We start from the raw sequence: 13307 nt of genomic DNA on the forward strand, positions 1-13307 counted from the left end.
GTTTGGGCGCAGGATAGGCTTGCAAAAATCACCCGAACAGAGGAAATGTTCGAAAAATACGCGCTGGGAAAAGCACGGAAGGCAAAGCATGGACCCAAATTGGGACGATATGAGGGTTTTCCTGGCCGTCGCGCGCGAGGAAAGCCTGTCTTCAGCGGGTCGTATCCTGAAAATCGATCCGGCCACGGTCGGTCGGCGCATTGCCCGGCTCGAGGCTACTCTGGACGCGCCGTTATTTACCAAATCGCAACAGGGCTACATTCTGACGCGGGCAGGTCAACGCTTGCTGGATCACGGTCTGCAAGCCGAAGAGGCGATGCGTGCCGCCGCCGGTGCGGTGGTTGGCTCGACCAAATCGCTTAGCGGTCAGATCCGGATCGGGGCACCGGATGGGTCGGCCAACTATCTGTTGCCGCAAGTCTGCGCCAAGATCAGCGATGCCAACCCGGATCTGGACATTCAGATCCTCGCCTTGCCCCGGATCATCAACCTGTCCCGGCGCGAGGCCGATATGGCCGTTACTGTAAGTGCTCCGACCGCGGGAAAACTGCTGGTCAAGAAAATCAGCGACTACCGCCTGCACATGGTCGCCGCGCAGGATTATCTGGATCGCCATGATCCGATCCGCAAGGTTGGCGACCTGAAAGGGCATCGTCTGATCGGGTATATCCCGGATATGATTTTCGACCGGGAACTGGATTATCTGAATGACATCGGCGTTGACCGTGTCGCGCTTGCATCGAATTCGGTCTCGGTTCAATTGCGGCAGGTGTCGTTGGGCACCGGGGTCTGTGTCGCGCATGATTTTACCCTGCCGTTCCATCCGAACCTGAGGAAAATCCTGACGGACCAAGTACATTTGACCCGCAGTTTCTATCTGGTCCGGCATCAGGGCGATCAGCGCAATGAACGCCTGAACCGCTTTGCCGAGGCGCTGACGCAGGGCATCCGTGAAGAAGTGACGCGGCTGGAAGCCGCCGCCGAAGCTTGACAGGTTGTCCTAATCGCGCAACGCTTTGGAATAAGTTTATTATTCCGGAGGTGTTCTTAATGCTCGTTCAGGCCATTCTGAAGTCCAAGGCCGCAGAAGGCGTGGTCACGGTTCAACCTTCAGCGACGGTCTCTGAGGCGTCAAAAATCCTGGCGGAGAAACGGATCGGGACCGTTGTCGTATCCGAAGACGGCGGGCAGACGGCGGTGGGCATCCTGTCCGAACGCGATATCGTCCGCGAACTGGCGGCCAGCGGCAGCGGGTGCCTGAATCAGCCGGTAAGCTCGTACATGACCGAAGATCTGGTCACGACCACACGGCAGGCGACGGTTCAAGACATCATGTCACGCATGACCGAAGGGCGCTTTCGCCATATGCCGGTCGTTGAAGAGGGCAAGCTGGTCGGCATTGTTACCCTTGGCGATGTCGTCAAGGCGCAACTGGCAGAACTGGCGATGGAAAAGGACGCCCTTCAGGGCATGATCATGGGCCATTGACTTGGTCGGGGGCGTTTCCACCCCTTGCACCTGCGTCAAAGTTATGTTTGCTAGCGCAGAAATAATGTTGCGCAGGAGATCCTGATGCGGGTTGGATTGTATCCGGGAACCTTTGACCCGATTACCCTGGGTCATATTGATATCATCCGTCGGGCCTCTGCGCTGGTGGACAAGCTGGTGATCGGCGTTGCGATCAACCGCGACAAGGGGCCGTTGTTCTCACTGGAAGAACGTGTCGCCATGATCGAGGCGGAATGCGTGCATCTGACCGAACAGACCGGCACCGAGATCGTTGCTCATCCCTTTGAAAGCCTGCTGATCGATTGCGCCCGCGATGTGGGCGCCCAGATCATCGTGCGCGGTCTGCGGGCTGTGGCCGACTTTGAGTATGAATTCCAGATGGTCGGCATGAACCGTGCCCTCGACGATTCAATCGAGACCGTGTTTCTGATGGCCGAGGCGCGGCACCAGGCCATCGCCTCGAAACTGGTCAAAGAAATCGCGCGGCTAAACGGGGATGTGTCGAAATTCGTCACACCCAGCGTGCACGCGGCCTTGCGCGACCGCTTAGGCTAGGGCACCCATCGCGGCGGCTGTGTCCAGCATCCGGTTCGAGAAACCCCATTCATTGTCATACCACGCCAGCACCCGCACAAGGGTGCCGTCGGTGACCTTGGTTTCGGCCAGCGACACGGTCGAGCTGTGGGAATCATGATTGAAATCGACCGAGATCAAGGGCCGGTTTTCCGCAGCCAGTACGCCGGGAGTTTTCGCAGCAGCATCGATGAACAGCGCGTTGACCTCATCCTCGGTCGTCGGGCGCGATACCTCGGCCACCAGATCGACAACCGAGACGTTGGGGGTAGGGACCCGGATCGCCTGACCGGTCAGCTTTCCCGCCAGTTGCGGCAGCACAAGCCCGACCGCAGCAGCCGCGCCGGTGGTTGTCGGGATCATCGACAAGGCGGCAGCGCGCGACAGGTAAGGGTCCTTGCCCGCCGTGTCGTGCACCGGCTGGCTGGCCGTGTAGGCGTGAACGGTGGTCATGTTGCCATGCACAATGCCAAGCCCCGCATCCAGCGCCGCAGCAACCGGCGACAGGCAGTTAGTGGTGCAGGACGCGTTCGAGACGATGATGTCGTCTGCGGTCAGTTCGCTGTCGTTGACACCGAAGACCACGGTTTTGACCCCACCATCGCCACGCGCGGGGGCCGAGATCAGCACTTTCTTCGATCCGTTCTTCAGATGACGCTCAGCGGCTTCACGCGTCCGGAACACGCCCGTGCATTCCAGCACGACATCGACGTCCGACCAATCCAGCGCTTCGGGATCGCGTTCACTGGTCAGACGGATGGGGCCCGCGCCGACGTCCAGACCTGCGTCGCTTAGGGTGACTGTGTTGGGGTAGCGGCCATGTACGCTGTCAAACTCGAACAGATGCGCGTTCATTTCGGGTTTCGCCAGATCGTTGATCGCCACGATCTGCACATCCGTACGGCCCGATTCCATGACCGCCCGTAGAACTCCGCGCCCGATCCGTCCAAAGCCGTTGATTGCCAGTTTGAGTGTCATGTCGCGCTCCGTTTCATTCGTCAAAGAGTCCCGAATTGGGCTTGGTTAGCGCTAACAATTCCAGATTGGCGCGAATGTCAAGAAAAACCTCCGTCAGCGCCAGAAAGCGACCCAGTCCAGGAAGGCGTAAAGCTTCTTGCTGAGGAACACCAAATGCTCGGGTCCGAACAGCGCATAGTCCAGCACGATCGCGCCGAGGATAAGCAATCCGAGCCAGATGGCGAGTTGATTTGTCATTCTGTCCCCGAACGAAAACACCCGCCCAGATAACCTGAGCGGGTGCAAAGCTACAAGCGAAGTCCGAAGGGTCAGTTAAGACGACCCATTGCAACGGCAACGTCTGCCATGCGGACCGAAAAGCCCCATTCGTTGTCATACCAGGCCAGCACGCGGACCATGCGGTTGTCGACAACACGGGTCTGGTCGGGTGCGAAGATCGAGCTTTCTTCGGTGTGGTTGAAGTCGGTCGAGACCAGCGGCGCGGGCTCGTACCCCAGAACACGCTGCATCGGGCCTTTGGCGGCTTCTTCGACGATGGCGTTGACCTCTTCGACGGTCACATCGCGCGAGGCGCGGAAGCTCAGATCAACGGCCGAGACATTCGGTGTCGGCACGCGGATGGCCGAGCCGTCCAGACGACCCTTGAGGTTGGGCAGCACTTCACCCAGCGCTGCGGCGGCACCGGTCGAGGTTGGAATCATCGACATCGCGGCAGCGCGGGCGCGATACAGATCGCTATGGCGGCGGTCCAGGGTCGGCTGGTCGCCGGTATAGGCGTGGATCGTGGTCATGATGCCATGTTCGATGCCGACACCTTCATCCAGAACCTTGGCAAGCGGGGCAAGGCAGTTCGTGGTGCACGAGCCGTTCGACACCATGTTGTCATTCGCGGTCAGGGTGTTGTGGTTGACACCAAACACGATGGTCTTGTCGACATTCTTGCCCGGTGCGGACAGCAGAACCTTGCCGGCGCCACGCTCAAGGTGCGTTTTCGCCTTGATGCCGTCATTGAACTTGCCGGTGCATTCCAGAACGACATCGCAGCCTTCCCAGTCCAGCTCGTTCATGTCGTAGGTCGAGAACATCTGCATCGGGCCGCGACCCAGATCCATGGTGTTTCCGTCAATCGATACATCGCGCGGGAAACGGCCATGAATGCTGTCATACTTCAACAGATGCGCCGAAGTCTCCAGCGGGCCGGTTGCGTTGACCTTGATCACTTCGATGTCGTTGCGGCCAGAGGCGGCGATATGCGACAGGGTACAGCGGCCAATGCGGCCAAAACCATTGATGCCGACCTTAATGGTCATGAGATGTCTCCAGATGCGCTTGCGTTGCTGGCCATATAGCGGCGAAATTGGAATCTCAAAAGGGCAAAAGCGGCATATTTTTAAGGTGTTAGCGCAAACCTCACGCGATTGCGCTAACGCTTGCGCTAGCTGTGAGATCGGGTAGGGTCGCGGTGCGACAGGTGACAGGAAAGGATGCGCAATGAGCGGTCTGTTGGCCCTTTTGGACGACGTGGCGGGGATTGCCAAGGTGGCTGCGGCCTCGGTCGATGATGTGGTAGCAGCGGCCGGTAAGGCCGGGGCCAAGACGGCGGGCGTGATCATCGACGACGCGGCGGTGACGCCGAAATACGTTCAGGGTTTCGCACCTGCGCGCGAGTTGCCGATCATCTGGCGCATTGCACGCGGGTCGTTCTTCAACAAGCTTATCCTGCTTTTGCCAGTCGCGCTGTTGTTGGCGAATTTCGCGCCGTGGCTGATCACTCCGCTACTGATGCTTGGCGGGTCTTATTTATGTTTCGAAGGGGCCGAGAAGATCTTTCACGCCCTGTTCCCTCATGGCAGCCACGCCATCGAAGAAGACATGAGCGTGCGCGATCCCGGCCACCTTGAAGAACAAAAGGTCAAGGGCGCGATCAAGACCGACTTTATCCTGTCGGCTGAGATCATGACGATTGCACTGGCGGCGATTGAGGCCCCGAATATCTGGATGCAGGCGGCGACTCTGGCAGTAGTGGGCATCGGCGTGACCGTGGCCGTTTACGGATCGGTCGCATTGATCGTGAAGATGGACGATGTCGGGCTGTTTCTGGCGCAGAACGCGCCAACGCCGATTGGGCGTGGGACAGGCCGGGGTCTGGTCAAGGCCATGCCGGTGGTTATGAAAATTCTGTCCATCGTCGGCACGGCGGCGATGTTGTGGGTCGGCGGATCGATTGTCATCCACGGGATGGAGGTTCTGGGCTTTGGCTGGCTTGGTCATCATATTCACGATTGGGCTTATGCGCTTGGTCATATGGCATCCGGCCAGTGGGTCGGTGTGATTGAGTGGGTGTCCAAAGCCACGATGGACGGCGTGTTCGGTCTGGCCTGGGGCTTTGTTCTGATTCCGGTCGCGACCAAGGTCGTCGGTCCGATGATGGGCGCTTTCAGCGGATCAGCCGAGAAGCACTGAAACAGAATCCGAATGTGACGTTGGGTTGTGATGGTGATGTGTTGTCAGGCGGCTAGTGTCGGGTAAGACACAGTAGAATTGGTACCCTCATGCCCAATCAGTCTTTGATCGATGTTCTTGAGGCGCGGGTCGCCAAAGACAACGGCCTGAGTTTCCCTGTGCCCCAGAACTGGATGCAGGGCCGCACGACCTTTGGCGGGTTTTCCTCGGCCCTGATGCTGTCAACTGTCCACGCACATCATAAGGGCCTGCCGCCTTTGCGATCCGCTCTGATCAATTTCACAGCCCCGATTGGCGCTGCGCCCACGATCAGTACCGACGTTTTGCGCCAGGGCCGCAATGTGACAATCATCAGCGCCCGCGCCGAGATTGAAGGGCAGGTGGCGGCAACCGCCACTTTCTCGTTCGGTCATGCGCAGGACAGCCATGTTGCATTTGACCACCCCGCAAAACCCGCCCCGGACCCCGAAGCCTGTGATCCCTATTTCCCGCCGGGCTTGCCGCGTCCGCCAATTCCGTTCCTTGAGAATTTCGATGTCAAACGGGTGGAAGGCTCTTTGCCGTTTTCGGGTGCGGAACACGGGTACTTGCGTTTATGGGCGCGGCACCGTGACCCGCGAATGTGGGATCGGATGGAAGGGCTGATCTCGGTCGCGGATCTGCCACCGCCTGCGATCTATCCGACCTTGAAGAAACCCGGCCCGAATTCATCAATGAACTGGATTTTCAACGTGTTGTCCGAGGATGTTCACACTCGCGATGGCTGGTGGCTGCTGGAACATCAACTGACGGCAGGGCGCGACGGTTATAGCTCGCAGGTCATGCGGGTGTGGAATACCGACGGCGATCTGATCGTGGACGGGATGCAGTCGGTTATCATCTTCGTCTGACAAAAAAGCCCCGGCGCTGGCCGGGGCTTTTGGGTTGAGCGCTTGGGTTTAGCCCAGCAATTCCTTGACCTTGGCGACGGTCGCTTCGGCGGTGATGCCGAAATGCTTGTAAAGCTCACCCGCAGGGGCCGATGCGCCAAAGCTAGACATGCCGATGAAGCCCGCTTTGGCTTCGCGGCCACGCTCGCCCAGCAGCCAGCGATCCCAGCCACCGGCGCGAACGGCGGCCTCGATCCCGACGCGCACGGCACCGGCGGGCAGAACGCGCTTGCGATAGGCTTCGTCCTGCTGCGCGAACAGCTCCATGCAGGGCATCGAGACGACGCGGGTGCCGATGCCTTCGGCTTCGAGCATCGCTTTGACGTCCATCGCCAGCGAAACCTCGGACCCGGTGGCAATCAGGATGGCCTGACGTTTGCCTTCGGCCTCGGCCAGAACATAAGCGCCTTGCGCCGTCAGGTTCTTGGTCTTGTGATCCTTGCGCACGGTCGGTACGCCCTGACGGGTCAGTGACAGGACCGAGGGGCTGTCCTTGAAGGTCAGCGCCAGTTCCCATGCCTCAGCCGTTTCAACTGTATCGGCGGGGCGGAACACATAGGTGTTCGGCGTCGCGCGCGAGATTGCCAGATGCTCGACCGGCTGGTGGGTCGGGCCGTCTTCGCCCAGACCGATCGAGTCATGGGTCATCACAAAAACCGACGGGATCTTCATCAGTGCTGCCAGACGCATGGACGGGCGGGCATAGTCGGTAAACGCCATAAACGTACCGCCATAGGGGCGGATGCCGCCATGCAGCGCCATGCCGTTCATCGCGGCGGCCATACCGTGTTCACGGATACCGTAATGGATGTAACGACCCTTACGGTTTTCCGGCAGGAACACACCCATATCGGCTGATTTAGTGTTGTTCGAACCGGTCAGGTCAGCCGAGCCGCCAACGGTTTCGGTCATGATCGGGTTCACGACGTTCAGAACCTTTTCAGACGAGGCGCGGGTGGCCAGCTTGGGCTGATCTTCCGACACCTGCTTTTTGAACGCACGGATTGCGCTGGCCAGTTTCTTGGGGGCCTCAAACGCGTAGGCACGGTTGAATTCGGCCTGTTTGCGTTCGGACAGTTGCGCAAAACGTTCTTCCCATGCGGCACGTTCAGCAGCACCGCGCGAGCCGATGGCCTCCCAAGCGGATTTGACATTCGCGGGGATTTCGAACGCATCATGCGGCCAGCCATAGCCGTCTTTGGCGGCTTTCAACTGATCCTGATCGGTCAGCGCGCCGTGGCCTTTCGACGTGTCCTGCGCCGCGTGACCCAGCGCGATATGGCTTTCACATGCGATCATGGTCGGCTTGCTGGATTTCTTCGCGTCCACGATAGCGGCATCGATGGCCTTGGGGTCGTGGCCGTCGATCTCGATCACATGCCAGCCCGAGGCTGCGAAACGGCGCACCTGATCGGTGCGGTCTGCAATGTCGACGGTGCCGTCGATGGTGATGTTGTTGTTGTCCCAGAAGACGATCAGCTTGCTGAGTTCGTGACGGCCCGCCAGGGTGATCGCCTCTTGGCTGACACCCTCCATCAGGCAACCGTCGCCTGCGATCACGTAAGTATAGTGATCGACAACCTTCTTGCCGTAATGGGCGCGCTGAATTTCCTCGGCCATGGCAAAGCCAACCGCGTTCGAAATACCCTGACCCAGCGGGCCGGTGGTGGTTTCAACGCCATCGATCAGGAAGTTTTCCGGGTGACCGGCGGTTTTCGCGCCCAGCTGCCGGAAATTCTTGATCTCGTCCAGTGTGACGTCGGCATGACCCGTAAGATACAGCAGCGAATAGACCAGCATCGAGCCATGGCCTGCCGATAGGATGAACCGATCACGGTCGGGCCAGCTGGGGTTTGCGGCGTCGAATTTCAGGTGCTTTTCGAACAGCACGGTCGCAACATCGGCCATGCCCATCGGCATGCCGGAATGGCCGGAATTGGCGGCGGCGACGGCGTCCAGGGTCAGGGTGCGGATGGCCGCAGCTTTGTCCCAGTGTTCGGGGTTGGCATTGCGCAGCGCAGTCAGGTCCACGGGCGTTGTTCCTTTGGATTTGAAGCAGATTGCGCGCTCAATAGCATCCACCCCTCAAAGTGCAAGCAGAACCGCGTGTCACAAAGACCAGGCGCTTCAAGAGAGCAGTCCAAGTTGTTGAAACCAAACAGTGGGTATTTCCCGCCGCATTCCGCTAAACTACTTGCAGGCGGGGGATGACGTTGATTCGGGTCACCCTGCAACAGAACGAACCTTGATAAAGAGGTGACAGGGGCATGAGCCAGATCGAGGAATTACAGCATCGCATTATTGCAGCGATGGAGCGCATTGGCGCGGGCGTCGACGCCTTGCAGGACGCAGCCCCCGGCAGTGGCGACGCGGATGAAGGGTTGAAGGCCGAGCTTGAGGATGAACGCGTCGCGAACGCTCAGCTACAGGAACGGCTGAAGTCCCTGAAAGAACGGCATGAACAGGAAGTCGACGGGCTGCGCGCCGAATTGGATCAGACCCGCGGGGCCTCGGGCGACGGGTCCGAAACCGAGACACTGCGCGAACAACTGGCCGAGGCGACCGCAAAGCTGGCATCGGTCGAAGCAGCCCGTGCGGAATTGGCCGAAGCCAAAGCCGCGTTGGAAAACTCGGAAGAGCTGGACACGCTGAAAGCCGAGAATGAACAGCTAAAGGCCGAACTTGAGGCGCTTGATGATAACGCGCCCTTGCAGGCCGAGCTGGAACAGCTTCAGGCGCTTGTGGCGCAGGCCAAGCAGATTGAGGCGGAAAACAGCCGGTTGCGGGCGGAACTTGCCGATACGGAACGTGTTGGCGACCTGAGCGCCGAGCTTGAGATGCTGCGCGCCGAACGGGCCAGCCATGGGGCAGCGATGTCTCGGCTGGATGATGATCTGCAACGGATGCGCAAAGCCAACGAACAACTGCGTGGTTCGGTTGATGAGTTGCGGGCCGCAGCGGAACAAGGCGTGACAGATGCCGAACTTCTGAACCGGGCGACGATCGCGGAATTGGAGGCGACGCGCGCAGCGCAGGCAACCGATGCGGCCGAGGCCCACGCGGTTCTGGCGCGGCTGGAGCCGTTGCTGAACCAGGCAAAACTTGCGGAAGGTGAGGTGGAATAATGCCCGAGGTTACCATTCATATAGGCGGGCGCGGATTCGATGTGTCCTGTCAGGACGGGGAAGAGGTGTTTCTGCAATCCGCCGCAAAAATGCTGGATGACGAGGCTCAGGTCCTGTCGGATCAGATCGGTCGGATGCCGGAATCTCGGATGCTGTTGATGGCGGGCCTGATGCTGGCCGACAAAACGGCTGCGACCGAGGATAAGGTCAAGGCGCTGGAGGCCAAACTGGCCGAGGCCGAAACCGAGCTGAACACCCTGCGCAACGCCCCTGCGCCCGAGCCGGAACGGGTCGAGGTTGCGGTGGTTCCGCCTTCGGTGACCGATACGCTGGCCGAATTGGCGGCACGGGCCGAAGCCCTGGCCTCGGTCGTTGAGGAGAAGAAATCCCAATGAACAAGCTATGTGTTCTGGCCGGTGGTGCACTGGTCGCGATGTCTGCTTCGGCAGCGTTGGCCGAGATCGACATTCTGTCTGTGACCTTCACTTGCGAAAACGGTGTGCCGCTGCCGGTCACCTATTTCAACGCTGCCGACGGGACGGGTGCGGCGGCGACGATTGTGGACAATACTCTTGTCGCGTTGCGTCAGGTCGAAAGCGGTTCGGGCATCCGCTACGAATCCGTCGATACGGAAGGCACCTATGTTCTGCGCTCGAAAGGGTGGGACGCGTCCATCAGCTATCTGGCGGCAAGCGATGCCGCCAGCGAGCAGGTGATCTATCAGAATTGCTCCAGCCGCTGAGGCTGGATCACGCGTTTGCTTCGCGGATTTTGTCTGCGGCTTCCTTGTTGTAGCCGACGCCGTTTTCGTCAAACAACGTGTCCAGTTCACCCGACAGGGTCATCTCGGTGATGATGTCGCAGCCGCCGACAAACTCACCTTTGACATATAGCTGCGGCACGGTCGGCCAGTCCGAGTAGTCCTTGATGCCCTGACGCACCGCGTCATCGGCCAGAACGTTCACGTCGGCATAGTCGACGCCCATATAGTTAAGCACGCCAGCCACACGGGATGAGAAGCCACATTGTGGCATCTCTTTGGTGCCTTTCATATACAGAACCACGTCATTGGCTTTGACGGTTTCATCGATCTGGGTTTTCACATCGGTCATTTCGCGTTTCCTTGTGGTCTTCCCTTTAGGGAATGCATTGGGATCTCTGTTTTCTGCGGAAAACCAAGAGCTATTCTGGGACTTTCGTGGTCAGCGCCAGCGCGTGCAACTCTCCGTCCGGGCCGTCCATCTTGCCTTTCAAGGCCGCGTAAACGGCGCGTTGTTGCTGAACGCGGTTTTTGCCGCGAAAGCTTTCGTCCACGACCATGGCGGACATATGCACGCCATCGCTGCCGCCAACCTGAATTTCCGCGTTGGGAAAGCTCTCGCGCAGCAGGGTTTCAATTTCGTGGGCGCTCATCGGCATGTAGGTTTACTCCTGAAAGTCTTTCCCAAGATGTAGAGCGATGGGGCGGGGCGTGCAAGATGGCACGCGCGGACAAAACCGGCAAATCCTGCGCCCGGTTGCGCGCGCAGGATGTCCGTATTTGGGACGAGAAGAAGCCTGTAGGTCAGGCAACTGCCGCCGCAAAGCTGGTGCGGAACGTGTCTTGCAAATCCGCCAGCGATGCCTCGGACGCGCCGATCTTGACGCTGTCGCCGGTGAAACGACCGACCGAGACCAGCGGTACGCCGGCCTGACCGGCGGCGATCATCAGCGCCTCGGCCTGATCGAAGTTGCAGGCGACCAGATAGCGGGCCTGATCCTCGCCGAACAGGAACTCGGTCGGGGCTTCGTCGAGTTGGACGCCCACGCCAGCGGCCTCGGCCAGTTCGAACGCGGCCAGCGCCAGGCCGCCATCGCCCAGATCGGTGCAGGCCTTGATCATCTCGCGGTTGGCGCGGATGAAATCGCCGTTGCGCTTTTCTGCGTCCAGATCCACATGCGGGGCGTCGCCGTCTTCACGGTTGAACACTTCGGCCAGCAGGGCGGATTGGCCGAGATGGCCATTGGTCTCGCCGATGATCAGGGCAACATGGCCCTCGCGAACCTCATTGCCGATAATTTCATCGGAATGGTTCAGCAGACCCACGGCACCAATGGTCGGGGTGGGCAGGATCGCCTGACCGTCGGTCTCGTTATAAAGCGAGACATTGCCCGACACGATGGGCATGTCCAGTGCGCCGACGGCGGCACCGATGCCCTGAATGGCACCAACGAACTGACCCATGATCTCGGGCTTTTCGGGGTTGCCGAAGTTCAGGTTGTCGGTGGTGGCCAGCGGTTTGGCCCCGACGGCAGTCAGGTTGCGATAGGCTTCGGCCACCGCCTGTTTGCCGCCTTCGACCGGGTTGGCGCGCACGTAGCGCGGCGTCACGTCGCTGGTGAAGGCCAGCACCTTGTCGGTGCCGTGCACTCGGACCATGCCTGCGCCCAGTCCCGGCGTGCGGGTGCTGTCGGCCATAACCATCGTGTCGTATTGCTCATAAACCCATTGCTTGCCCGCGTAGTTGGGCGAGGCGAGCAGGGCGCGCAGACCGTCGATGGGATCGATCTGGGGCACGTCTTCCAAAGGTGCGGCCTCGGGGGTCGGCACCCATGGGCGGTCGTATTCCGGCGCGGTCGAGGAGAGTTTCGACAGGACCAGATCTGCTTTGACCTCACCATTATGCATGATCAGAAAGCGGTCTTCGGCGATGGTTTCGCCAACGATGGCAAAATCCAGATCCCATTTCTCGAACACGGCGCGGGCCTCGGCCTCAAGCTCTGGCTTGAGAACCATCAGCATGCGTTCCTGAGATTCCGACAGCATCATCTCATATGCGGTCATGTTCTCTTCGCGCTGGGGGACGTTTTCCAGATCAAGGCGCACGCCCAGACCGCCCTTGTCGCCCATTTCCACGGCAGAACAGGTCAGACCCGCCGCGCCCATGTCCTGGATCGAGATCACGGCACCGGTCTGCATCAGCTCCAGTGTCGCCTCCATCAGGCGCTTTTCGGTGAAAGGGTCGCCGACCTGAACGGTGGGGCGTTTTTCTTCGATGGTGTCATCGAACTCGGCCGAGGCCATGGTCGCGCCGCCGACGCCGTCACGGCCGGTTTTCGCACCCAGATAGACGACCGGCATCCCGACGCCCGATGCGGCCGAGTAGAAGATTTTGTCGCTGTCGGCCAGACCGGCGGCAAATGCGTTTACAAGGCAGTTGCCGTTATAGGCGGGATGGAACCGCACCTCGCCGCCGACGCACGGGACGCCGAAACAGTTGCCGTAGCCGCCGATACCTTCGACCACGCCGTTCACCAACTGGCGGGTTTTGTGGTGGCCGGGTTCACCAAAGGACAGCGCGTTCATCGAGGCGATGGGACGCGCGCCCATGGTAAAGACGTCACGCAGGATGCCGCCCACGCCGGTCGCCGCGCCCTGATAGGGTTCGATGTAGGACGGGTGGTTGTGGCTTTCCATCTTGAAGACCACCGCCTGACCGTCGCCGATATCGACCACACCGGCGTTTTCACCCGGACCGCAGATCACCTGAGGGCCAGAGGTCGGCAGGGTGCGCAGCCATTTCTTCGAGGACTTGTAGGAACAATGCTCGTTCCACATGGCCGAGAAGATGCCCAATTCGGTGAAGGACGGTTCACGCCCGATGATCTCGAGGATCATGTCGTATTCCTCGGGCTTGAGCCCGTGTGCGGCAATCAGATCGGGTGTGATAGCGGGCTCTTGCATCGTCTG

15 protein-coding genes are annotated in these 13307 nt (G+C 59.9%); 8 read left to right on the forward strand and 7 right to left on the reverse strand.

Annotated elements, in window-relative coordinates:
* The first annotated feature begins 88 nt into the window (after positions 1-88).
* The 3 genes from ACR0C9_RS05380 to coaD all read left to right on the forward strand — a co-directional run bounded on the left by ACR0C9_RS05380 (position 89) and on the right by coaD (position 2064).
* Positions 89-991 carry a LysR family transcriptional regulator gene (locus ACR0C9_RS05380; protein WP_170621753.1) on the forward strand — a complete coding sequence of 301 codons (903 nt, stop codon included), beginning with the start codon at positions 89-91 and terminating at the stop codon, positions 989-991.
* 59 nt (positions 992-1050) lie between these two features.
* Positions 1051-1488 (forward strand): CBS domain-containing protein, encoded by a 438-nt coding sequence (locus ACR0C9_RS05385; RefSeq protein ID WP_170450908.1) that lies wholly within the window; start codon positions 1051-1053, stop codon positions 1486-1488.
* Between the two features lie 84 nt (positions 1489-1572).
* The gene (gene coaD / locus ACR0C9_RS05390) at positions 1573-2064 is read left to right on the forward strand and encodes a pantetheine-phosphate adenylyltransferase (RefSeq protein WP_480780549.1); all 492 of its coding nucleotides are present in this window, start codon (positions 1573-1575) and stop codon (positions 2062-2064) included.
* Here the strand turns inward: coaD and gap (ACR0C9_RS05395) are convergent.
* The 3 genes from gap (ACR0C9_RS05395) to gap (ACR0C9_RS05405) form a co-directional block, all read right to left on the reverse strand.
* Positions 2056-3060, reverse strand: coding sequence for a type I glyceraldehyde-3-phosphate dehydrogenase (gene gap, locus ACR0C9_RS05395; RefSeq protein ID WP_480780550.1), 1005 nt, complete (start codon positions 3058-3060; stop codon positions 2056-2058). The two genes, coaD and gap (ACR0C9_RS05395), sit on opposite strands and share 9 nt — an antisense overlap.
* Positions 3061-3153: 93 nt before the next feature.
* Positions 3154-3297: a hypothetical protein gene (locus ACR0C9_RS05400; protein ID WP_170450902.1), complete on the reverse strand. Its 144-nt coding sequence runs from the start codon at positions 3295-3297 to the stop codon at positions 3154-3156.
* Positions 3298-3368: 71 nt separating this feature from the next.
* Positions 3369-4370, reverse strand: coding sequence for a type I glyceraldehyde-3-phosphate dehydrogenase (gene gap / locus ACR0C9_RS05405; RefSeq protein ID WP_170450900.1), 1002 nt, complete (start codon positions 4368-4370; stop codon positions 3369-3371).
* A gap of 181 nt (positions 4371-4551) precedes the next feature.
* Here gap (ACR0C9_RS05405) and ACR0C9_RS05410 point away from each other — a divergent pair, with 181 nt between their 5' ends.
* Complete coding sequence (locus ACR0C9_RS05410) at positions 4552-5523, forward strand: DUF808 domain-containing protein (protein ID WP_170450898.1); 972 nt, start codon at positions 4552-4554, stop codon at positions 5521-5523.
* An 89-nt stretch (positions 5524-5612) separates the two neighbouring features.
* Positions 5613-6413 carry a thioesterase family protein gene (locus ACR0C9_RS05415; RefSeq protein ID WP_480780551.1) on the forward strand — a complete coding sequence of 267 codons (801 nt, stop codon included), beginning with the start codon at positions 5613-5615 and terminating at the stop codon, positions 6411-6413.
* A gap of 48 nt (positions 6414-6461) precedes the next feature.
* Here ACR0C9_RS05415 and tkt read toward each other — a convergent pair whose 3' ends face one another.
* Positions 6462-8483: a transketolase gene (tkt, locus tag ACR0C9_RS05420; protein ID WP_170450894.1), complete on the reverse strand. Its 2022-nt coding sequence runs from the start codon at positions 8481-8483 to the stop codon at positions 6462-6464.
* Between the two features lie 236 nt (positions 8484-8719).
* Here tkt and ACR0C9_RS05425 point away from each other — a divergent pair, with 236 nt between their 5' ends.
* From ACR0C9_RS05425 to ACR0C9_RS05435, 3 genes are read left to right on the forward strand one after another with little or no spacing between them, the layout of a single operon-like run.
* Positions 8720-9577 carry a hypothetical protein gene (locus ACR0C9_RS05425; RefSeq protein ID WP_480780552.1) on the forward strand — a complete coding sequence of 286 codons (858 nt, stop codon included), beginning with the start codon at positions 8720-8722 and terminating at the stop codon, positions 9575-9577.
* Positions 9577-9972: a cell division protein ZapA gene (locus tag ACR0C9_RS05430; protein WP_170518380.1), complete on the forward strand. Its 396-nt coding sequence runs from the start codon at positions 9577-9579 to the stop codon at positions 9970-9972. The genes ACR0C9_RS05425 and ACR0C9_RS05430 overlap by 1 nt, the downstream gene beginning before the upstream one ends.
* The gene (locus ACR0C9_RS05435; protein ID WP_170518383.1) at positions 9969-10319 is read left to right on the forward strand and encodes an MliC family protein; all 351 of its coding nucleotides are present in this window, start codon (positions 9969-9971) and stop codon (positions 10317-10319) included. The genes ACR0C9_RS05430 and ACR0C9_RS05435 overlap by 4 nt, the downstream gene beginning before the upstream one ends.
* Before the next feature lie 7 nt (positions 10320-10326).
* Here ACR0C9_RS05435 and grxD read toward each other — a convergent pair whose 3' ends face one another.
* From grxD to purL, 3 genes are all read right to left on the reverse strand, one after another.
* Entirely contained in the window at positions 10327-10689 is a 363-nt protein-coding gene (gene grxD, locus ACR0C9_RS05440; RefSeq protein ID WP_170518386.1) for a Grx4 family monothiol glutaredoxin, read from the reverse strand.
* Positions 10690-10759: 70 nt separating this feature from the next.
* On the reverse strand, positions 10760-10996 hold the full coding sequence (locus tag ACR0C9_RS05445) for a BolA/IbaG family iron-sulfur metabolism protein (protein ID WP_039530494.1): 237 nt from the start codon (positions 10994-10996) through the stop codon (positions 10760-10762).
* A gap of 145 nt (positions 10997-11141) precedes the next feature.
* Positions 11142-13301: a phosphoribosylformylglycinamidine synthase subunit PurL gene (purL, locus tag ACR0C9_RS05450; RefSeq protein ID WP_480780553.1), complete on the reverse strand. Its 2160-nt coding sequence runs from the start codon at positions 13299-13301 to the stop codon at positions 11142-11144.
* Between the last annotated feature and the right edge of the window lie 6 nt (positions 13302-13307).

This window comes from Ruegeria sp. C12 (genome assembly GCF_056537745.1).